Here is a 20,937-nt window from a genome sequence, read left to right on the forward strand (position 1 = left end):
TCAGAAGCGCTTGAGCGCGCCGGCCTTTTCCGCCTGGTCGACGGCGGCGCGAATATCGGCCTCGGCCACGAAGTCGAACTGGGCGATCAACTCCTCGATGGCGAAGTCCGGCTGGGACAGGGCCCAGCGCATGGCGTGGGCCGCAGGGCCGGTGACGGCGGGGCCGAGCAACCCGGTCGGGCGATAGGCGGTGAGCGTCAACGGCTGGGGCAGGGCGAAGCGGGCCGGGCGGGGGACCAGTTTTTCCTGCGTCATCGCCACCTCGTCACGGAAGGCGGGCAGGGCGATCAGGCGGGCCAGGCGCTGGCCGAGATCGGCGAGGTGGTCCTGCAGGGCCTGACCGCCGTCCCGATCCGCCGGGGGCATGAAGGCGCGGAAGGCCGGGTCCTGCATGGCGATCCGGTCCAGCAGGGAGAAGAGGATCCGCCCGTAGAGGGGCGTGATTGAGAAGGTCGCGTGCAGCGAGGCGCCGTCCTGGGCCAGGGCGTCGTGATACCAGCCGCGCGGCAGGTAGAGGACGTCGCCAGGCCGCATCCGCACCTCGGTCATCAACCGGCCCCGGCTCTGCTCCAGCCAGCGGCGGGTATCGGGCGTGTCAGGGGGGAAGTCGACGGGGTTCTCGGCCCGGTTCTCATACAGGCGCCAGACCTTTTCACCCTCGACCTGCAGGGCGAAGACATCGTGCAGATCATAGTGGGTTCCGAACGCCTGAACGCCCTTGAACGAGCAGTAGAGGTTGACCCCGATGGCGGCGGCGAAGGCGCGGCCCAGCATGGCCGAGGCGTCGGCCAGGCGCGGAGTCAGTTCCTGCGCGTCCCCGGCGACGAGGCTGGCCCCGGTGGCCAGGAAGACGGCCACCTTGGCCGGGTCGGGACGCATCACCGAGCCGGACTGAGTCTGCACCGGACGGCAATACTGGTCCGGCGTCACGGCGACCGTGTCGCGCACCAGTTTCAGGCTCTGGGCGGTCCAGATCGACGACTGGTTCAACAGGGCGTTGAAACCGTCCCAGTCCAGCAGGGTCCGCTTGGCCGCGCCTTCCCCGGCGGGAATGTGCAGCGGTTTCCGGCCGTGAAACTCGGCGAAGAAACGATCGGGGGTGATCGGGTGAAGAAGTTCGTCCAGACTATGCATCGGCCGCGACGCTAGAGCGGCGCCGTTCCCCTGTCGATACGGACCCTCATGGCCACAGCTCCCTCCGCATCCTCCATCGCCGCCGCCCGAGAGGCCCTGGCCGCCGCTGATCCGGCGCTGGCGCGGGCGCACGCCTTGACCCCCGTGTTCGAGTGGCGACTGCGGCCCGGCGGCTATGAGGGCCTGTTCCGCATGATCGTGGAGCAGCAGGTCTCGGTCGCCGCCGCCGCCTCGATCTGGAAGCGGACGGTCGAGGGGCTGGGCGGCGTGGTGTCGCCGGAGGCCGTGCTGGCGCTGGACGTCGAGACCCTGCGCACCTTCGGCCTGTCGGGGCAGAAGGCGAAGTACGGCCACGAGATTGCATTGGCCCACACCGAAGGTCGCATCGACTTCGACCATCTGGAACGACTGGACGACGCCGAGGCGGTTGCGGCCCTCGTGGCCATCAAGGGGGTGGGCAGGTGGACGGCCGAGACCTTCCTGATGTTTTGCGAGGGGCGGCTGGACGTCTTTCCCGGCGGCGACGTGGCCCTGCAGGAGGCGATGCGTTGGGCCGATGCGGGCGAGGCGCGGCCGAATGAGAAACAGGCCTATGCCCGGGCTGAAATCTGGCGGCCGCATCGCGGGGTGGCGGCGCATCTGCTCTGGGGATGGTATGGAGGAGTCAAGCGCGGCGATATCGCGCTGGAGGACTTGAAGACTTGAATCCGCTGACCGACGCCGACCTGACCCGGCCCGAGACCGTCCTGCCGCTGCTGGATTTTGCGGGGGTGGCCGTCTTCGCGGCGACGGGCGCCCTGGCCGCCGCGCGCGAGAAGCACGACCTGGTGACCTTCGCCTTCTTCGGGGCCATCACCGGAGTCGGGGGCGGGACGCTGCGCGATCTGCTGATCGGGGCGCCGGTCTTCTGGGTGCAGGACTGGCGCTACATCGCCGTCTGCCTGCTGGCGGCGGCGGCCTTCTGGATGCTGGGGGCGCGGACATGGCGCTTCCGGGCCCTGCTGTGGCTGGATGCCGTGGGTCTGGCGGCCTATGGCGTCATGGGGGCGGCCAAGGCGGCCTCCCATGACGTGGCGCCCCTGATCTGCGTCGTCATGGGGGTGCTGACGGCCTGTTTCGGCGGGGTGGTGCGTGACGTCCTGGCGGGCCAGCCGTCGATCCTGTTGCGGCGCGAGCTGAACATCACCGCCGCCCTCTTGTCAGCGGGCCTGTTCGTCAGCCTAAAGGCCCTGACCGTGCCGACCTGGCCGGCGGTGGGGGTGGCGGTCCTGGCGGGCTTTGCCCTGCGCGCCGGCGCCCTGAAGTGGGGGTGGAGCCTGCCGGCCTTCCCCAGCGCCCCGACCCGAAACTGAGGACTGAGCCATGACCGACGTTCCCGCCGCCTATCGCGACGCGCCGCGCTGGCCGTTCGGCGACAGTCCCGAACTGGCCGACGAACTGCTGGCCCTGGTGCTGGCGGGCGGCAAGAAGGCCACCTGTTCGTCGCTGGCGTCGTGCGAGGCCGACATCATGCCGACGGTGGGCGAGATCAGCGTCATTCTCGACGGCGCCGGCGTTCCGCGCTGCGCCATCCGCACCACCGAGGTCGAGATCATGCCCTTCGAGCAGGTCAGCGAGGACTTCGCCCGCGCCGAGGGAGAGGGCGACCTGACCTATGAATGGTGGCGCGGCGCGCACGAGGCCTATTACCGCCGCGAAGGCACCTGGGCGCCGGGCATGAAGGTGGTCTGCGAGCGCTTCGAACTGGTCGAGGTCTTCTGAGGCGGCGTCACGAAAACGCTGCATCTCGGTCATGGCGATGAGGGAGAATCGGGCGTAGGCTGAGGCCATAAGACTAGGGAAGGAGACGTGTCCTCACTCCTGTCGCCTCGGTATCCCCCCGTATGAGCGGGAGGGCCTGATGCAGGTCCTGACCCGCCCCCCGTCCGGCTTTCCGGCCCTGGTGCTGAACGCCGATTTCCGTCCTCTGTCCTATTATCCCCTGTCGATCTGGCCCTGGGAAGAAGTGGTCAAGGCCGTCTGGCAGGAGCGCGTCGACGTGGTCGCCACCTATGACAAGGTGGTGCGCAGCCCGTCGATGGAGATGCAGCTGCCCAGCGTCATCTCGCTGAAATCCTATGTCGATCAGGACCGCAAGCCCGCCTTCACCCGCTTCAACGTCTTCCTGCGCGACGGTTTCGCCTGCCAGTACTGCGGCGAGAGCGGTCTGGCCCAGGACCTGACCTTCGACCACGTCATCCCCCGCTCGCGCGGCGGCCGCACCACCTGGCAGAACATCGTCGCCGCCTGTGGTCCCTGCAACCTGAGGAAGGGCGGGCGAACGCCCCAGCAGGCCGGCATGCCCCTGCTGCGCCGCACCGCCCATCAGCCCAATTCCTGGGAGTTGCAGGAAGCCGGTCGCCGCTTCCCGCCCCACTACCTGCACCAGAGCTGGCTGGACTACCTCTACTGGGACATCGAGCTCGAACCCTAGGGTTTACCGGTGTTCCTGTTTGTTGCCCAAGCGCCTGTTTTCGTGGCGCAAAGAGGGCAAAGGGCGATTGCCCGGGATGACCGCCTTATCCTCCGACTTGCTCCGTTCTGGTGGCCATGTGGTGACCAGAAATCGGGCTCTAACCCCGCCGCGGCGGGACGGAGGAAATATGTCTGGTGGCCATGTGGTGACCAAGCGGCTCACGAAAAGGGTAGTCGAGGCTTTGGCACCTCGGGACGAGCGGTACGTCGTGTGGGATTCCGATCTCAAGGGATTTGGCGTCCGGATCTCTCCGCAGGGGCGGCGAACTTACCTCGCCAGGTTCCGAACGCACGGCGGCGCGGACCGGCTGATGGCGCTGGCCCCACACGGGGTCATCACAGCGGAGGAAGCGAGAGAACGGGCTCGGCTCGCCATCGCTGAGGCAGCTCAAGGCGGAGATCCCCAAGCCGACAAGATGGAGCGGCGAGGCGAGATGACGATGGGCGAGTTGTGCGAGCTCTACATGGCTGAGGGCACGGCGATGAAGAAGGCGTCGACTCTCCGGATCGATCGCATCCGTATTGATCGGCACATCAAGCCCCGCGTGGGACGGATGAAGCTGGGCGATGTTTCGCGGGCCGACATCCAGCGCCTGATGATTGATGTCGGGAACGGCAAGATCCGGGCAGAGGCCACGCCCCATACCCGGGGCGGCAAGCACGCGGCTGCGCGTACCGTGGGGCTACTCGGCGGTATCTTCAGTTTTGCGATCGAGCGAGAGCTCATGACCGACAATCCGGTCCGCGGACTGAAGCGTTACAAGGACAATCGGCGTGAACGTTTCCTGTCCGCCGCGGAGATGGCGAGGCTTGGAGACGTGCTGGCTCGGCTTGAGCAGGATGGTGGTGATCCTCGACACGTGGCCATCATCCGCCTGCTGACCCTGACTGGCGCGCGCAAGAACGAGATCGCGCACCTTCGCTGGCGGGAGGTGGATCTTGAAGGCGGGCTGCTGCGGCTGAAGGACTCGAAGACGGGGCCCAAGGTGATCCGGCTGGGCAAGGCTGCGCGGACGCTGGTGGGGTCTCTGCCGGTTCACGATCGCGAGTGGGTTTTTCCGGATCGCCGTCATGCGGGGAAGCCGGTGGCCAATCTGGACTGGGCCTGGGTGAACATTCGCAATCAGGCCGGTCTGCCGGATGTGCGCATCCATGATCTCCGACATAGCTTCGCCAGCGTCGGGGTAGCGGGCGGCGAAGGTCTCACGCTGATCGGCAAGCTCCTGGGACACCAGCATGTGGTTACGACAAGCCGGTATGCCCACCTCTCCGACGATCCCCTGCAAGCTGCAGCAGACCGGATCAGCGATCGGTTGGCGTCAATGATCCTGCCCGCCCCGGCGGATGACGCAGGCAAGTCAGAAAGCCCTGATGGCGGCTTTGGTCGGCCCGATGAACTGGCCGGATTTAACATGTCGGTTTCAACGTGTTAAAAAAGTCGAAAATAACGAACACGTCCGGTTGGCCATGTTAAAACCCACCTATTCCATTCCTCGCCTTCCGCCGAAGGGGGACCTTGAAACGGCCGCGGTGCTTCGCGAAGCGGCTCGCGCGCACCGCCATCTGGCGGAATTGAAGGGGCGCGCCCGGAGTATTCCGAACCAGGCCATCCTCATCGACACGCTCGCGCTTCAGGAGGCGAAGGCGAGTTCGGAAGTCGAGAATATCGTCACGACCCAGGACGAGCTGTTTCAGGCGAGCCTGCACTGGGATGGCGCCGGCTCCGCCGCGGCCAAGGAGGTCGCCAGTTATCGTGACGCCCTTAAGAGGGGGTGGGACCAGCTCCACGTGAACCAGGGGCTGCTGACCAACAATGTCATCGTCGAGATGTTTCAGGTGCTCAAGCGGACGGATGAAGGTTTCCGCGCGACGCCCGGGACGGCTCTGCGCCATCAGGCAACGGGCGAGCTCGTTTACGTGCCGCCACAGGATCGCCGGGAGATCGAGGCCCAGATGACGGCTCTCGAAGCCTTCATCAACGACGACGCGGCAAGCGATCTGGACCCGCTCGTGAAGATGGCGCTCATCCATCACCAGTTCGAAAGCATCCACCCCTTCTCGGACGGCAACGGCAGGATCGGCCGGATCCTGAACGTCCTCTACCTGACGCGAACGGGGCTACTGGACATCCCGGTGCTCTATCTCAGCCGCTATGTGACGGCCAACAAGGCGGACTATTACCAGATGCTGCAGAGCGTTCGGGACAACGGCGACTGGGAGCCCTGGTTGCTCTACATGCTCCGTGCCGTATCCACGACGTCCCGCCAGACATTAGCTCTGATCGACGGCATGAGCGCCTTGATGGCGGACTACAAGCAACGGCTGCGGGCGCACGCGACAATCCGCTATTCGCAGGATCTGCTGAACAACCTGTTCCGGCACCCCTACACGCGGATCGAGTTCCTCCAAAACGATCTCGACGTCACCCGTCAAACCGCTGCCAAGTATCTCGACCAACTCGCCATTGCGGGGTTTGTTGAGAAGCATCAGGCCGGCAGGAACAACTACTACATCAACCGCCCCCTGGTGGACCTGCTGATGCGAGTGTCGGACTGAGCGGGGAAAACGCGGTCTGTCTGTCGGTCATCAGAATCCACCAGCGGTAAGCAGACGCAGAATGAGAGGGGCGGGAGGGCAAGATAAAAGAGGGGCGTGTTCGCTTCGCTTTTATCCTTTCGTTTCCACTCGTTAGTGAGCGTTCTCTACCGGTTCTGCGACTTGTGACGACTTGCGGCGGTTGAGAGCGGCTTTGCACCTCCTGGGAGGCGTCGTCATGACCGTCCGCAGCATCATCGAAGACCGCATGTCCGCCCTGTCCGCCTCGGCGGATGGCGAGCTTCAGGTACGCCTCGCGACGAGCGTGAAGCGAGACGGCTCTGTCCGGACGTCGATGCTGAAGCGGCTCTCGTCGTCGATGCGGTTCAGCTATGGCGCCAGGGCCGGGGCGCTGAAGACGGCCGCGAAGCGATCCGGCATCGCCTTCCGCGTGGACGTGCGCCAGCGGGTCATCGTCAAGGCGCTGGTGTCGCGACACAAGGGCAAGGGCATGGCGCGCGCCGGGGCGCTGGCCGCCCATGTCCGTTATCTCTCTCGTGAGGGCGCCGGCCACGAAGGGAAGGCGGGGACCTTCTTCGATCGGAACGAGGAGGCGGTGGACGGTGCGGAGCGCATCAAGGACTGGGCCGAGCATCGGCACCATTTCCGCTTCATCATCTCGCCGGAGCACGGCGACCGGATCGCCGACCTTCAGGATTACGTGCGCGATGTCATGGGCCGGGTCTGCGCCGACCTAGGCGAACCGGAACTGCCGTGGATGGCGGTCTGCCACTACGACACCGACCAGCCCCACGCCCATGTCCTCCTGCCGGGGCGGCGGGCGAACGAGCGGGACCTGGTCATTCCCCGCGACTATGTCGCCTACGGCTTCCGGGCGCGGGCCCAGGAGGCGGCGCAGGAACGATTGGGCGACCTGTCACGGCTCGACGCGGAACGTCGCGTCTGGCGCGAGACGCAGAGAGATGGCTTCACCAGCTTCGACCGGCGGCTTCTGGCGTCCATGGACGGGGAGGGGGTGGTCGGCGACGCCGTGGGCGGCAAGAGCGCCTGGGCGGCGCTGACCCGTGGTCGGCTGGCCCATCTGGAGGCTCTGGGCCTGGCCGAGCGTGAGGGGCGGTGCTTCAGGCTCAATGAGGACCTCGAGGGCGAACTGCGGCGGCTGCAGATTTCCAAGGACGTCATACGCACCCTCAACCAGCGTCGGCTGGAGACAGGCCAGACCGCCGAGATCTTCCGGGAGGGCAGGGTGACCGGCAAGGTGATGAAGGCGGGCTTCCACGACGAGCTCGGCGTTTCGCCGTTTGCGGTTGTCAGGGATGCCCAAGGCGTCGAGCACTATGCGCGGCTGGCGGTGGGGGCGGCCTTGCCGGCGGTCGGCGCCCCGGCGACGCTGGGCATGGACGCACGCGGCGTGGCGCAGGTCATCCCGGGCATTGGGCGAGGCGGGGAGGGCCTGGGGCTGTAAGCTGAAGCCGCGCCCCAGTCAGGGGCGGGCTTCTTCTCCATGGCGTGGCGCGCTCCATCCGCCCGAGCGCCGGGGCTGGCTGGAGGACGAGCGAAGGGCCGTCAGCTGGCTGCGCGCCCATTCATGCAGCTTCTGGCGTGGATAGTAGGGCGTGCGGCCAAGATGCATGCAGGGCGGGCCGTCGGATCGGGTGCTGAAGATCTTGGCCAGGGTGGCCGGTGAGCGGCGTATGCCCATGCGCAACAGTTCGGTGGACGCCTCCTTGCGGTTCAGCAAGATGTCTTCCGTCTCCCCAAGGTATAGGCCAGTCATTGCGTGTGCTCCTCTGTGAGGGGCTATCCGGCGACGATTATCCACAGGCGGTCAATGCGAGCGCTTGAGGGCGATCACGGACAGGATCGTTTCAGGAATGTTCAGGCTGTTTCAGGCGGTTTCAACACGTCCGATCCGTTCACGCGGTCTCTCGCGAACGTGATGGGAGGCAGCCGTTTGCGTCCACAGATCAGGCGGTCTCGGCCTTCGCTTTCAGCTCGGCGATCCTAGATTGGCAGAGGCTGGCGACGAGGTCGCGCAGGATGCGGGCGCGGGCCGTCAGCCAGTCTAGGTCCTCGGCCGAGGCGTCGTACTGGTCGCTATAACGGGCCTCGACATAGGCGCGCTTGAGCAGTTCGAAGCGGCGACGGTCAGTGCGCTGCTCGCGCGGCCAGGCCTCGACCAAGCGCGTGTCCACGTCCTCGGCGAGCGAGCGCAGGAACTTGATATTGTGGGAGCGCGGGAAATAGAAGGTGTGGACCAGCAGGAAGCAGGCGTAGGCCGCTTCGACAGCCTGGTGGAGGCTGAAGGCTGCGAGCTTACGGAAGCCTTCATCTGAGGCAGCCTTGAGCGTCTGGTATTCTGCCGTGTCGATCCATCTGGTGAGATCGGCGGCTTTAGCCGTGTAATGCCGGATTGCTATCTCGACGGCATCTTCTGGTGTCATCGGCTGCGGCGTCGCCAGCGCATGACCGGGCACGTTGTACAGCGAGACGCCGTCGCGCACGATGTCGGTCCAGAAGTACTCGCCGCGCTTCAGCGCGTCGTTCACCTCCTGGAGGTCATGGACGATGATGTTGACGGTCCGGCCGATGGACGGATCCCGCAGGATCTGATCCTCGGAGTTCCACCAGTAGTCGGCGATGTTGGTCATCTTGGCGTTGTTGACCACGATCAGCACATCGAAATCCGATAGATAGCCGTTCTCCGGCTCATCGACCCAGTCACCGCGAGCATAGGAGCCGAAGAGGATAATCTTCAGCACCGTCCCGCCGCGCCGCCACTCCTGCGTGCCGCCTCCGCCGCCGTTCTTGGCCGCCTCGAACCCGGCCAGCAGCGTGTCCCGCACGCGCTCAAGCTCGCGCTGCTGCCGCTCCGGTAGATGGTGCAAATCAGACCGCATGGGATGAGTCTAACCGAAACGTCTGGGCTGCACCAACCAACGGTCAAGGTCAGGTGATTTACATCCGTAATGCGCCAGAAGCGGTCATTGGCGCAGGTGCGCAAAACGGACATCCGGTCCCCGGCAATCTATGTTATCCCCCGCTTCCAAGGGGGACACCATGCGTCGGCTTACGCTTCTCGCGCTCATCGGTCTTGCTGGTTGCCAGAGCTCAGACCGGTTCGATCTCGTGTGTGAAGGTGTATTGAACGAGAAGGTGACTTTCGGGTCGATCACCACGCACAAGAAAATCGAAGAGCAAACCATGCGTTTCAGCATCGACCTCGACCGGGGCGTTTGGTGCTACACCGATGGCTGCGACGAAGCCGCGCTGATCCCGATTAAAGAAACCAGCTCAGCGGACCTGCTTCTAAACGACAGGGTGAATATCGACCGCAGCAGCGGCTATGTCGAACAGGACTGGGGCACGACCGTCTTCCAAGGTCGCTGTGATAAAGCCCGCTTTACCAAGCCGCTAAAGGCTAAGTTCTGAAGGGCCCCAGCCAACACGAGCGGATGAGGCTGAACAGCGCCAGAAGCGGAACTTGGCGCCGCAGCGGAAAGTGGACGTTAGAATGGGGGATTGAAGGTCGCGCCCGGGAACGGCGGCCACCGAAAACCCACCGCCACAAAGCGGACCATCAGCTCGTTTGGTACAACTTCAGACGCCAGACCGACGCCCCCGCAAGCTTGCTCCCATCCTACCGTTCTAGTCGCTCTGCAAGACGAGGGGTTGGATGGATTCTACCAGCCGCCGTGTCCACACACCCTCGCGCGTCCCGTTGGTCAGATAGATGATCACGTAGTGATCGTTCAGATCGTCGCCGCGGAAAATCAGTCGCACCCGCACCTTGACGCCCCCGTCGTGGCCGACCTCCCGGAATCCCTCACTCTCGCCGTAGTCCCAGCCCGACGCGAAATCGCCCCTCTGCCCGTTCGCCTGGCGATACGGGCGCCACAGGCGGGCCAGCGTCTGTGGCCGCGCGAACCGGCCTTGGGCCACGGCGGTCAGAAAGACCCCCAGATCGTCCGCAGTCGTGAACAGTTCGGCATGGGCGATGCTGTAGTCCGGCCATGGGACCGTCGGATCGGGGACCAAACGTGCGCCCTCGCCCCGGTAGGCGGACACAAGTCGTCCGGCCGGCGCGTTCGCCAGGCCCAGATAGACGTCCCGCAGTCCTAGCGGCTCGGCGATCCGTCGTTGTACGATCTGCCGGTAAGGCATGCCGTGCAGGCGTTCCAGGACGGCCTGTAGCACCAGATAGTTCGTCTGGTTGTAGCGGACCTGCGTACCCGGCGGGAAATCCAGTGGCTTTTCGCCCAGTGTCCGGAAAACCTCGTCCCGCGTCCGCGGAAAGTCCAACCGGCCGTCGGTGCCCTGGAAGTAATCAGGCAACCCCGAAGCGTGGTTCAGCAGTTGCTCAATCCGCGCTTCGCGCCACGCCGGCGGCAGGCTGGCGATGTAGCGGCTGGCAGGCGCCTCCAGATCGATCCGGCCCTGATCGACCAATTCCAGGATCAAGGTGCTGACGAACAACTTGCTCACGGAATAGACGGCATAGACATCGTCCGGCCGGACCGCGCGCTGTGACTCGATGTCGGCGAAACCTGTCTGGCTGCGGTACAGAACCTCGCCGTTCCGCATAACCAAAACCGATTGGGCCGGGATGCCGTGAAGCGAAGCATTGGCCTCAAGTTGAGCGTCGATCTGCGCGCGCAGGTCGGGCGCTGCCGATCCTGTACAAGCCGCCAGAAACAGGCATAGGCCTGCCGCAAACCGGCGGGCCGCCCCGCGGCCGTCCCGCCATTGACGTTGCCAAAGGTGAAGGATCTTCAAAGCCGCCTCCGTCATCGGACGAACACCAGGGTGCGGGCGATGCCCGCGTTGTTCCATCGAGGAGCCCAGGCCCGAATTTCGATCTCGTGAACCCCGGCCGCGGTTGGCTGATAGACACCTTCGAACCGACTGGACGGCCCGGCGTAGGTCAGCGGAACGACCGCGACCTTCTCCCCGACCCGATAAATCCACGCCTCCACCTCCACCCCACCGGCGTCCCAGGTCCCGCCAGGTTCAAATCCGCAGCCGCACATCAGGGTGACGCCTGCGAGCAGATCGATCTCGCCGCCGCGATCCACGAATCCGTGAGCAACCGGCGTAGAGATATCGACGACGAGCCCGGGCATTTCGACCACCCAGCCGTCGCCGTTGGTCAGATGCTTGCCCGGAAGTACCCATTGCGTGCTGATCTGGCGACCCGCGCGGGAAGCCCCTTCAGGGCTACCCACCTCAAGCGCGACCAGGCGGGGCCGATCCATATCCAAGGAGGTCGAAAACACCGCGGCGTTGTCGCCCTGCATTTGGCGAGGCTCGCTGGCCCCTGCGTTCAGAATCCGCGCCGTGTCGCCGGTTCCTCCCTCCGTCCAGCCCCGTATGAGAACCTCGCCTGTGTCGGCATCCCGGAGCGTGATCGGGACGGAGCCGTGGCCCGGGAGGAACTTGGCGCCCCGGGCCAGGACACGCACGTCGATCCGCGTTTCCTCGGCGGCGGCGGGGGCGGTTATACCGCCGCCAGCGACGAGCACGCAGAGCAGAGTTCGGGCGATTGAGTGCATCAGGACAGTCCGATCGAATGCGGCGGGCCGCAACGGTTCGAGGGAAGCGGTTGGTGCTTCGTCGGGCAAATGACATGATGGGACATTCGCTGACTTCCGCCGCCGCGAGACCTGATCAATGACCCCGAACCGTTCGCCCTTCTCACCTGTCCGACATCGCGACGGGGGGCTGCGGTTCGACGGTTACTTGCTCCATCGCCATCCCTTGAGCCTGTGGTTCGGTGGAAAGCGGGTGGAGGTCCCGAGGCAATCTCTGGAACTGCTCGACTATCTGATCGCCTGCCGCGAGCGGGTGGCGACGCGGGAAGAATTGATTGCCCGCTTCTGGTCGGCCGAGCACCTGGGCGCCGATCAGAATCTCAACACCTGCGTGAAACGGCTTCGAAAGGCGCTGATAGAGGCCGGCGGTTCGGATCTGATCGAGACCCAGTCGCGGGTCGGCTACCGCTTTGTTGGCCACCCCGACGCTTCGCCCGCCAAGAGGCGCGGCGGCCAGGCGTCGCTCCTGCTGGCATCTTTCGGAATAGTGGGCGTCGCCGTCGGGGCCGTCTTTCTGATCGGCGCGCCGCATGAGCCGGGTTCTCCGCCTCGCGAGAAAACGGCCCTCGCCGAGGTTCGCGTCGCCGTGCCCCCCGGCCGCAATCTTTGCGATACGACGCTATTCCCGATGTTCATCGACGGACTTACGGAAAATCTCGTGGCCGATCTGCAGGCTTCGTCCGGGGGTGAGGTCGCCTTCCTCAAGGTCGGCGCCGGCGAAACGTCATTCCGGACGCCGGAGGCTCCCTACGTCCTCGACCTAACGGTCCGCCAGATGCCGGATCGCACGATTGCGAACCTGACCCTTCTGTCGTCCGACGATGGAGAGGTTCTCTGGGCCCAACAGATGTCGGAGCCCACGGACCTCGACAACTACCTGAAGACACAGGAGCGCCTGTCATCCCGGCTGGCCCACGCCTTCTCCACACGAGACTCATAGGGCCTCTGGCGACTGCCGCAACGGGAGAGCGTCTCTGCGCCATTCGCGGACATTAGGATCTGCCCTGAAAGCCGACATTCCAAGAAGGAGCTAAAATCCGTTTTGTGGCCGATGCCGATATCGCGATCCCGCCCTCCGTGGACTCTGGGCCGCCCCGCAGTTTTATGAGCCTCGGCAACGACCTACAAGTTGGCCGCTGTGGTCATGTCTGCTTCTCAGTATCTAAGATATTGTGAGACGCCATTCTTCAAGAGCCAGGAGTGATCCCAATGGGACAGCTCGAGGGGGTAGATGGCGCGTCTCGTGTGAGCACGGTCTATTGAGGCAATAGGCCCAGTCACGTGACGGGTTGTCGATCTCGAGGGCCACGACGTGATCGCAGACCCAATGCGCGCGCTTGTCAGGCTAAGTTTTGCCGACACGAGGGAAGGCTTCCGGACCGGAGGCACGAAGTGCTGAGATAATCTCGCGCATCTGCATGTCGTCGATGGTGATGACAGAGAACCAGTCCACCGACCCGTTACCGTTTCGGTAGCCGTCAGGCAGGGCAAACCCTTCAGGAGTTAACTCGGGCCACGAGTCCAGCAGATCGGCGCCATACCGACGGCTATTGTGTTTGAGAGCGTTGTTCAGGTCTCTGACCGCGTCCAGCCGCGCGTGCGGAGTGACCCCTTTTTCCTCGACCCCTCTCCGTAGCTCCGCGTGATCAGCCCTGGCTCCAACTTCGGCCCACTGACCGACCATCCGCTCCCACGAATGATAGAGCGCGATCACAAAGGCCTTACGGATATTTGCGAGCCCTTCATCTACAAGCTCCAGATCGAACTCGTAGGCATCAGACTGGTCCCAAATCTTCCGCCCGTCATCCGCCCATTCGCCGATTCTTTTCCCGCTTGCTTCATACTCAGCGGCCTCAGCGAGGGTTCGGTTGCGGTTTTCGGTTAGCCCGCGCTCCGCCTCAACGAGAGTGTCCTCTAGAACCATCAGGCTCCGCCCATAGTCGTAGCCATGAACGTCGAACCCGAGTCCCTGAAATAGCTTTGCCACAAGCGCCCTCCGTTCGACGTTGCCTCAATCACCTGGGCGACTCGCTCCCCCTCTCTGCATCGTCACGCAGCGATAGCGTCGTCTCGATTAACCCAATTCCGTACCTCGGCATGGAGGGCTTCTATCTCCACGAAGTTCGAGTTCTCCGCCAAAGCGGTGATATCGAAATCGGCGCAGAAGGAGAGGTCGATGAGGGACATGTAGCCGCCATGGATCAGGACCTCGCGGACCTGGTCCTCGATCTCGATGTGTTCCCGCGTCTCCGGGTCAGCTGACTCGGTCAGGAAGGTCCGATAGCCTTCAAGAATGATGTCCTTGCTGTGATCCTGAATCTCGGCCACCGCGCGGATAATCTCCCGGACCTTCGTCGCGAGTTCGGCTTCCGTGCTGAAGAAGATATTGCCGTTCGAGTGCGCAGTCTCGTTGCGATCCTTCACCAGCTTGGTGTAGGCGCCGATCTTGCCGTTGTCGCACTGGATGAGCTTCAGGAAGCGCATGACGTGGCTTTCATTGACCACGTGGAAAGTGAAGGGGCTCGTCGCTTCGAGGAGGTCCTTCTCCATGTCCTTGCCGAAGCCGATCAAGGCAGTCGCGAACGCCTCTGGTCTGATCTGTCTTATCTGCCAGATGTTGAAGTAGACGAAGCTCATCACGAGCATGTGGTAGGCGAGGAAGGCGAACTGGTACTTGCCGTGCTCGACATTTGTTTCGAACGCCTCCCACAGGAAGCGGACATATTCCCGCTCCTTCGGCGTCCGGTAGGACAACGGGAGGAAGCCTTCCAGATGACCAGCCTGCTCGATCATGCCGTTTCTTGATCGCTAGCCTCGCCCCAGACACGGGCGATGGTGAAGTCGATCTTCTTCTCGAAGCGGTCAACGAGGTCGCGGTTGCCGTTAACCAGCACTTGCTCGGCCTCAATTTCAGCGACGATGGCGGCTTGAGTGTCTAGGTCGGGCAACGGTACTTTCAGGTCAGCAAGAATACCTTGTGACAGGTTGCGAATGTTCGCGCCTTGTCCACTCTGCTTCATCTTATCCGAGAAGACGGGTGTTTTGAAGAAGTAGGCGAGATAGCGAGGGTTCACCCTCCCTGCGTCGAACCGGGCGCGAATGGTAAATCCTGAGAACGTCGCGCGTCCGATTTCATCTCCCGCGAGCATGGAGCGGCCCACAAGGTCCGGGTTGCCATTCGAGCGTACGAACAGAATGTCGCCTGGCTGGAGGAGGTAGTCCCGACCTACAGATGCGTCAGGTTGGATGGTTGCCAGACTGTCGGATGGAACCAGCGTGTTAGACTGAAAGTCGCTCACACCTACTATGCGGACCGATTCTCCCTCGTCGCTCTTGGTGAAGTTCAGGCCGTTTTTGAAATCTGCGATATCGGCCATCGGCACAATCGGCCACTCTGGATCAATCGGAATGTGAGGGCGGTAGCTTTCGAGGACAGCCCGGGCTCCGTCGATGACACGTTGATAGCTCTCGATCTCAGCAACGATCTCGCGCTGAATTGCCAATGGCGGGAGGGGAATTCTGAGGGTCTGGAAAAAGCCCGAATGGAAACTTTGAACCGTAACGCCCGGCTTGATCCCCTCCGCTAATATCTCGTCTCCCCGCGCTTTGAGATTCCAGAACAAGAATGGCCCGAGTATCTGACTCTCGTCAGGGATAAGGCCGATCAGGTCTTGGTTGAAGCACAGCTCGCGCGACGTAATCGCGACCGGGAACGAGTGCTGCAAAATCCCCGAACGGACCACCGCCAAGATCGTCCCGGGCGGGACCAACGAAGTGGCACTGCCTTCGACTGCGGCTTCTGAGACGTGATCTTCCGTGTCGACAATCACGTCGACCTTCATGTCTTTTGGTGAAACCCACGGGATGTCACCATTCCAATAGGCTTCATTTGCCTTTGAGGGTGTCCCTCCGCTTACCCGCCTCGTCACATCCCCCAGAGCCACCATCGGCCACACATGCTCAACCGCCGCCTTAGATCGGTATCGGTCGGCACTGAGATTGTAATCCCCATCTTCGGCTAACTTTGCCCGCGCGACAGTGTTGCCAAGTTCGGAACGTAGTTCTTCACCAGGACTCGATCGCGCGGCCTTAAGCCAAGCGCTGAGGTCCGATTTGACTTGGGGCAACTGAGACCCCTTCACCGCCCTGCGCTGTGCGCCAAGACCGAAGCCGTCATTCTCGACCTTGAAGAATGCGACGTGGGTGCTGGCCTTCGCCACTGCCCGATCGAGGATAAGGATCGACGTCTTGACGCCCGAATATGGGTTGAAGACGCCCGCGGGCAGCGAGATGACGGCGGCGAGGTAGCCCTCCACCAACATCTTGCGCAGGGCAACATAGGCACTCTGGCTCTGGAAGATGATGCCCTCCGGCACCACGATCGCCGCGCGCCCGTTCGGCGTCAGGTGTTCGGCGATGTAGTCGACGAACAGGACTTCGCTGCGCTTGGACGGCACCTGAAACTTGTTGTGGGGGATGATCCCCCCCTTCGGCGACATGAAGGGCGGATTGGCGAGGATGACGTCAGCGGTCTCCCCCCACTTATCGTCGCTGGTCAGGGTATCATATTCCTCGACCAACGGCTCCTTGAAGGCGTGAAGGAACATGTTCACGCGGCTCAGGCGCACCATGTCCGGTGAGATGTCATAGCCCTTGATGTTGCGAGCCAGGCGCGCGCGCTCGTCCGGCGAAAGCAGGTCGCCTTTGTAGCGTTGTGGGCTCTCCAGCGCTTGCTCCGCTGCATCGCCCTCGACCCCGTTTCCGTTGCCGTTTGCGGCCCCGGTCGTGCTCCGCTTCAGGATGTGTTTGTAGGCCGAGATCAGGAAGCCCGCCGTGCCGCAGGCAGGATCGAGAATGACCTCGTTTTTCTGCGGGTCGATGATCTCGACCATGAAGTCGATGATGTGGCGCGGCGTGCGAAACTGACCGGCGTCACCCTGACTGCCTAGGACCGACAACAGGTACTCGAAGGCGTCTCCGAGCCGCTCGCTGTGGTCGTAGGTGAAGCCGTTGACCTCGCGCAGGAAGCTCCGCAGCGTTTCTGGGTCCCGATAGGGCAGATAGGCGTTGCGGAAGATGCTGCGGAACAGCTCGGGAAGGTCCGGGTTCTCGACCATTTTGGTCAGAGCCTCGGTGTAGAGGTTCAGCATCTCCTGTCCGCCGACGCCCGGCGCGACCAGCTTGCTGAACCGATAACGTTCGAAGTCGCCGGTGAAGAAGCTGCGCGCCCCGCCAAGCTCCTCGGCCTCAAGGTCCATGTCGTCCATGAACTTGTAGATCAGGGCTATGGTGATCTGTTCGACCTGGCTCTTCGGGTCGGGCACCTTCCCGACGAGAATGTCGCGACAGGTGTTGATGCGGCGCTTGGTGTCTGAATCGAGCATCGGGCGCTTCTAAGGGAGGAAGGGGTTCAGGGACACATAGTCCTTCACATATTCGGGGATGCCCCGGACCCATTCCTTCGGCACCGCCTTCAGGTCGGCGATGCTGAAGACCGGATTGACGTTGAGGTCGGCGATGCGGCCCTCATCGATCAGGCGGCGGACGTTGGGGTCCGTCAGATAGGCCGCAAAGAAATAACGCATCGGCGCGATGCGGTCGGCCTGCTCCGGCTTCTGGTCTAACAGGAATTTCTGAAACTCATCATCGACCAGCTCGGCCTTGGACTTGAGCTTGGGAATATGGCCGAACGCCTTCTCGATCAGCTCGCGCACAGTAATGCGGCGGTCCAGCCCGGAGGCTCGGCGCAGCTTGTCGAGATTGAAGAATTCGTTCGGCTTGTCGAACACGGTCTTCACCACAAGGCTCACCGCCGCGTCCCAGTTCTCCTGTTCAACTAGGTCGGCCAGCGCAGCATCTTCCCGGATTGTGCTTTCAAACTTCTGGAAGAACTCCCGATCAACCCGCATACCCTCCGAGCCGATCTGTTGCTCGGTCTGGAGTACGATCGCATCGGGTCGAGCGGTCTCGAAGCCGTCAAAGGTTCGCCCCGGTGACTCCACGTGACTCAGGAGCGGCTGAGCGGACGGCTTGGGCAGCTTCAGCTCTTCGTCGTAGTTGAAGCGTTCCTCGAAGAACTCGCAGTTCGCGAAGAAGTCGAACAAGCGGAACTGGGTCTTCTCGATGTCAGCCAACTCGGCCTTGCGAGCGGGATCGCGCATCTCGTCGGCGAAGCGATGTTTCCGCGTACCGCGCCCCTTCATCTGCACGAACTCGGACGGGCTAAAGATGGGTCGCATCATCGCGAGGTTGAGAATGTCTGGACAGTCGTAGCCCGTCGTCATCATCCCCACCGTGACGCAAACCCGGGTCTTGCTAGTGACGTAGCTCTCGTCGAACGGGCTGCGCCCGCCGAGATTGTTGTTCGCGAACTGAACCGTCATGGTTTGCGCGTTCATGACCTCGCTGGTCACCTGGGTCGCGAAGTCCGACTGGTATCGCCGGGGCCACATGGCGTCAGCCATGACGTTCAGAATCTGGGTCACCTTGGCGGCATGGTTCTGACTGACGGCGAAGATGATGGCCTTGCCGAACTCGCCCGTGACGGGGTCACGCAGGCCGTGCTTCAGGAAGGTCTGGCAGAACACCTCGTTCGTCGCTTCCGCGAAGAACTTTTTTTCGAAATCCCGACCACCGAACGCTTCCTTGAGCTCGACCCCGTTCTCGTCGGTAGTTTCGACGACAAACCCCTCCTCAGACAGAAGTTGGGTGGTGATATCGGTCCGCGCATCCACCACGTAGGGATTGATAAGAAATTCGTCGCGAACGCCATCGAGCAAGGAATAGCGGAAGGTGGGCTCGCCACTCTCGCAGCCGAAGATGCGATAGGTGTCGAGCATCATCCGGCGCTCGGTTTCGCGCGGATCGCGCGCCGCTCCCCTCGACTGTTTCAGATAGTCCTTGGGCGTCGCAGTCAGGCCCAGCTTGTAGCCGACAAAATACTCGAACACGGCCCGGGCATTGCCCCCGATGGACCGGTGCGCTTCGTCCGAGATCACCAGATCAAAGTCGGTTGGCGCAAAGGCGCGACGGAACTTGTCGTTAAAAAGAAGGGACTGGACGGTGGTGACGACGATGTCAGCCTTCCGCCAATCATCCTTCTGCGCCTTGTAGATGACGCAGGTGAAGTCGTTCTTCAAAAGCGCCTTGAAGGCCTTGTCCGCCTGGATCTCGAGCTCGATCCGGTCGACGAGGAAGAGCACGCGCCGAGCATTCCCCGTCTTCAGGAACAGCTTGATGAGCGCGGCTGAAGTGAGAGTCTTTCCGGTCCCGGTCGCCATTTCGAACAGGAAGCGGATCGCGCCCTTCTTGGCCGCCTTCTGAACGGATTGGACGGCGCGCTTCTGATAGTCCCGCAGGAAGCGGAGCTTGTTCTTATCGATGAATGAAAGGCGCTCGGCGTCATTTTTCCATCCCGCCTCATTGGCGTAGGCTGGCATTTGGGTGAGGGCGATGTAGTCGTTCTCGACGACCTCATTCGCAAGCCGCTCGGCATCAGGCTGAAAGGCGTGGTGGTCTTTGATGTCATCCGGGCTGGGAAACTTGGTGATGAGGCTCGGATTGCCCTGCTTCAAATCCCACAGGTAGTGGAGGTTGCCGTTCGAGAGGATGACGAACCGGGCGTCCTGCTCGCGAGCGTAGCGACGGGCCTGCTCCTTTGCTGAGAGGGGGTTCTTTCCCTCGGACTTAGCCTCCAGGACGATCAGAGGCCGACCGTTGCGATCCAGCAGCAGGAAGTCGATGTAGCCGTTTTTGACCGTCTCGAAATCCTCGCCGAGCGCATCGATTTCCGACTGTTTGATCTTGGTGTTCGGCTCAAGGGCGATATTGGCGGAGCCGTTCTCGTCGTCGAAGAAGCGCCAGCCCGACTCTTCCAGTAGACGATTGATCTTGATGCGAGCAGTTGCCTCTTTCGCTTTCACGATTTCACCCGAGCGAACGCATCATTGGATTGAGGAAGAATCATGTGGTCAGCCTCACTCGCCCTCGGGAGGAGCGGGGAGATAAACTCGCTTCAACGGGACAGCCGCTCGGTAGCGGCTGTCGAACTGCTCGTAGTGCTCGAGAATGAGCTTCACGAGGCTCTCTCCATCGATGAGGCGGATGTCCGGCACCGAGCGGGCGAATAGCTCGGCCTTCGAGCTGATTGTCCCGAGTGTCACGAGTAAGCCCTTCTCACCTCCGGACAAGTTTCCCTTGAGCTGCTTTACTTCCGGTTCACCGATAGAGCCCTCGGTGCTCTTCACCTGAACCTTGATAATCGGGGGTTCGAGACCAAGCGCGTCCTTGTGCGCGATGATGTCGACGCCGCCATCGCCGGACTTCTTGGTGACCCTTGCGCGGAACCCCATCGCTTCTAGCAAATGGGCCACAAAATGTTCCAAGGCATGGCCTTTGAACTCCCGCGCCAGCCGCTTCAGAACGAAGTCTTCGGTGCTCTGCTCGCTCTCCATGACAACGGCGGCCACGGCCTCATCCTCGCTTACTGGGGCGATATAAGTCTCTCCGCTGATCGCCGCTCGGAACTCGTCAGCGAAGTTCTTGACCTGAAACAGGGAGAGGGCCGAGCCGATCTCGTAAAGCGCGCTCTGGCTGAACTTGGTGCGGGGAAAGGTATTCAACCATTCCACAGGGCGGTGGTTGGGGTAGGCCTTTGAGAGCTCGGGCCGATAGACATAATCGCCTGTTACCCGTCCGATCCTGACAGTGCGGTCCAGTTTGGCCGGAAATACCACGAGGTCCCCGACTTTGATTTCTTTTGCGAACCGGAAGAGTTGTCCCGCGGCGACCGGCACGTGCCCCGCACTCTTGGATGGAAAGACGCTGCTGTAGCGCGCCTTAAACGCTTCCCGGCTCGGCTTCATAGCCGATAGATCGCCCATGTCAGGCCAGCCCACCGCGATGCAATTTGATTCGGCGAACAGAGCCTCCGCGTCGCCGGTCTTGCCTGCGTGAATCCCCCAAATAACCTGCTCGGCCATAGACGCGCCCCCTTCGATCAGCGCACCCTATAGGCGAGTTCTCATTGCGACAAAGCGAAGAATGAGGGGCGTTGAAGTGCGGTCGGCCTTGTTACGCGCACCTGTTACACATAGCATTCAAAACGCTGCCTGATCCGGCGTCGGACCTGATATTCCGTAGG

At 62.7% G+C, this 20,937-nt stretch carries 19 protein-coding genes; 9 read left to right on the top strand and 10 right to left on the bottom strand.

What is annotated here, in order from left to right:
* The gene (locus tag B3K53_RS06975; RefSeq protein WP_292083440.1) at positions 1-1,134 is read right to left on the bottom strand and encodes a cupin domain-containing protein; all 1,134 of its coding nucleotides are present in this window, start codon (positions 1,132-1,134) and stop codon (positions 1-3) included.
* Between the two features lie 48 nt (positions 1,135-1,182).
* On the opposite strand from B3K53_RS06975, the gene B3K53_RS06980 reads away from it, so the two are divergent.
* The 7 genes from B3K53_RS06980 (at position 1,183) to B3K53_RS07010 (ending at position 7,669) form a co-directional block, all read left to right on the top strand.
* Positions 1,183-1,839, top strand: a complete 657-nt coding sequence (locus B3K53_RS06980; RefSeq protein WP_292083441.1) for a DNA-3-methyladenine glycosylase family protein — start codon at positions 1,183-1,185, stop codon at positions 1,837-1,839.
* Entirely contained in the window at positions 1,836-2,486 is a 651-nt protein-coding gene (locus tag B3K53_RS06985) for a trimeric intracellular cation channel family protein (RefSeq protein WP_292083442.1), read from the top strand. The genes B3K53_RS06980 and B3K53_RS06985 overlap by 4 nt, the downstream gene beginning before the upstream one ends.
* Positions 2,487-2,496: 10 nt before the next feature.
* Positions 2,497-2,895, top strand: a complete 399-nt coding sequence (locus B3K53_RS06990; protein WP_292083443.1) for an ASCH domain-containing protein — start codon at positions 2,497-2,499, stop codon at positions 2,893-2,895.
* 136 nt (positions 2,896-3,031) lie between these two features.
* A complete protein-coding gene (locus B3K53_RS06995; protein ID WP_292083549.1) occupies positions 3,032-3,607 on the top strand; it encodes an HNH endonuclease in 576 nt (191 codons plus the stop codon).
* A 169-nt stretch (positions 3,608-3,776) separates the two neighbouring features.
* Entirely contained in the window at positions 3,777-5,081 is a 1,305-nt protein-coding gene (locus B3K53_RS07000; protein ID WP_292083444.1) for a site-specific integrase, read from the top strand.
* On the top strand, positions 5,020-6,204 hold the full coding sequence (locus B3K53_RS07005; RefSeq protein WP_292083445.1) for a Fic family protein: 1,185 nt from the start codon (positions 5,020-5,022) through the stop codon (positions 6,202-6,204). Before B3K53_RS07000 ends, B3K53_RS07005 begins: the two co-directional genes overlap by 62 nt.
* A 217-nt stretch (positions 6,205-6,421) precedes the next feature.
* A complete protein-coding gene (locus B3K53_RS07010; protein WP_292083446.1) occupies positions 6,422-7,669 on the top strand; it encodes a DUF3363 domain-containing protein in 1,248 nt (415 codons plus the stop codon).
* 18 nt (positions 7,670-7,687) lie between these two features.
* Here B3K53_RS07010 and B3K53_RS07015 read toward each other — a convergent pair whose 3' ends face one another.
* Both B3K53_RS07015 and B3K53_RS07020 read right to left on the bottom strand, forming a co-directional pair.
* Positions 7,688-7,981, bottom strand: coding sequence for a hypothetical protein (locus B3K53_RS07015; protein ID WP_292083447.1), 294 nt, complete (start codon positions 7,979-7,981; stop codon positions 7,688-7,690).
* Between the two features lie 190 nt (positions 7,982-8,171).
* Positions 8,172-9,104 carry a HEPN domain-containing protein gene (locus B3K53_RS07020; RefSeq protein WP_292083448.1) on the bottom strand — a complete coding sequence of 311 codons (933 nt, stop codon included), beginning with the start codon at positions 9,102-9,104 and terminating at the stop codon, positions 8,172-8,174.
* 160 nt (positions 9,105-9,264) lie between these two features.
* Between B3K53_RS07020 and B3K53_RS07025 the strand changes: the two genes are divergently transcribed.
* On the top strand, positions 9,265-9,636 hold the full coding sequence (locus B3K53_RS07025; protein WP_292083449.1) for a hypothetical protein: 372 nt from the start codon (positions 9,265-9,267) through the stop codon (positions 9,634-9,636).
* Between the two features lie 216 nt (positions 9,637-9,852).
* On the opposite strand, the gene B3K53_RS07030 is transcribed toward B3K53_RS07025, so the two are convergent.
* Both B3K53_RS07030 and B3K53_RS07035 read right to left on the bottom strand, forming a co-directional pair.
* A complete protein-coding gene (locus tag B3K53_RS07030; RefSeq protein WP_292083450.1) occupies positions 9,853-10,980 on the bottom strand; it encodes a serine hydrolase domain-containing protein in 1,128 nt (375 codons plus the stop codon).
* Between the two features lie 11 nt (positions 10,981-10,991).
* Positions 10,992-11,756, bottom strand: coding sequence for a hypothetical protein (locus B3K53_RS07035; protein ID WP_292083451.1), 765 nt, complete (start codon positions 11,754-11,756; stop codon positions 10,992-10,994).
* A 205-nt stretch (positions 11,757-11,961) separates the two neighbouring features.
* Between B3K53_RS07035 and B3K53_RS07040 the strand changes: the two genes are divergently transcribed.
* Positions 11,962-12,735: a winged helix-turn-helix domain-containing protein gene (locus B3K53_RS07040; protein ID WP_292083452.1), complete on the top strand. Its 774-nt coding sequence runs from the start codon at positions 11,962-11,964 to the stop codon at positions 12,733-12,735.
* 405 nt (positions 12,736-13,140) lie between these two features.
* Here B3K53_RS07040 and B3K53_RS07045 read toward each other — a convergent pair whose 3' ends face one another.
* From B3K53_RS07045 to B3K53_RS07065, 5 genes are all read right to left on the bottom strand, one after another.
* A complete protein-coding gene (locus B3K53_RS07045) occupies positions 13,141-13,782 on the bottom strand; it encodes a hypothetical protein (RefSeq protein ID WP_292083453.1) in 642 nt (213 codons plus the stop codon).
* 62 nt (positions 13,783-13,844) lie between these two features.
* On the bottom strand, positions 13,845-14,588 hold the full coding sequence (locus B3K53_RS07050) for a hypothetical protein (protein WP_292083454.1): 744 nt from the start codon (positions 14,586-14,588) through the stop codon (positions 13,845-13,847).
* Positions 14,585-17,179: an N-6 DNA methylase gene (locus tag B3K53_RS07055; protein WP_292083455.1), complete on the bottom strand. Its 2,595-nt coding sequence runs from the start codon at positions 17,177-17,179 to the stop codon at positions 14,585-14,587. Before B3K53_RS07055 ends, B3K53_RS07050 begins: the two co-directional genes overlap by 4 nt.
* A 9-nt stretch (positions 17,180-17,188) precedes the next feature.
* Positions 17,189-19,717, bottom strand: a complete 2,529-nt coding sequence (locus B3K53_RS07060; RefSeq protein WP_292083456.1) for a DEAD/DEAH box helicase family protein — start codon at positions 19,715-19,717, stop codon at positions 17,189-17,191.
* 54 nt (positions 19,718-19,771) lie between these two features.
* Positions 19,772-20,776 (bottom strand): restriction endonuclease, encoded by a 1,005-nt coding sequence (locus tag B3K53_RS07065; protein WP_292083457.1) that lies wholly within the window; start codon positions 20,774-20,776, stop codon positions 19,772-19,774.
* Positions 20,777-20,937 lie beyond the last annotated feature (161 nt).

Origin of the sequence: Brevundimonas sp. UBA7506 (assembly GCF_002479495.1) — a bacterium.
GTDB lineage: Bacteria > Pseudomonadota > Alphaproteobacteria > Caulobacterales > Caulobacteraceae > Brevundimonas.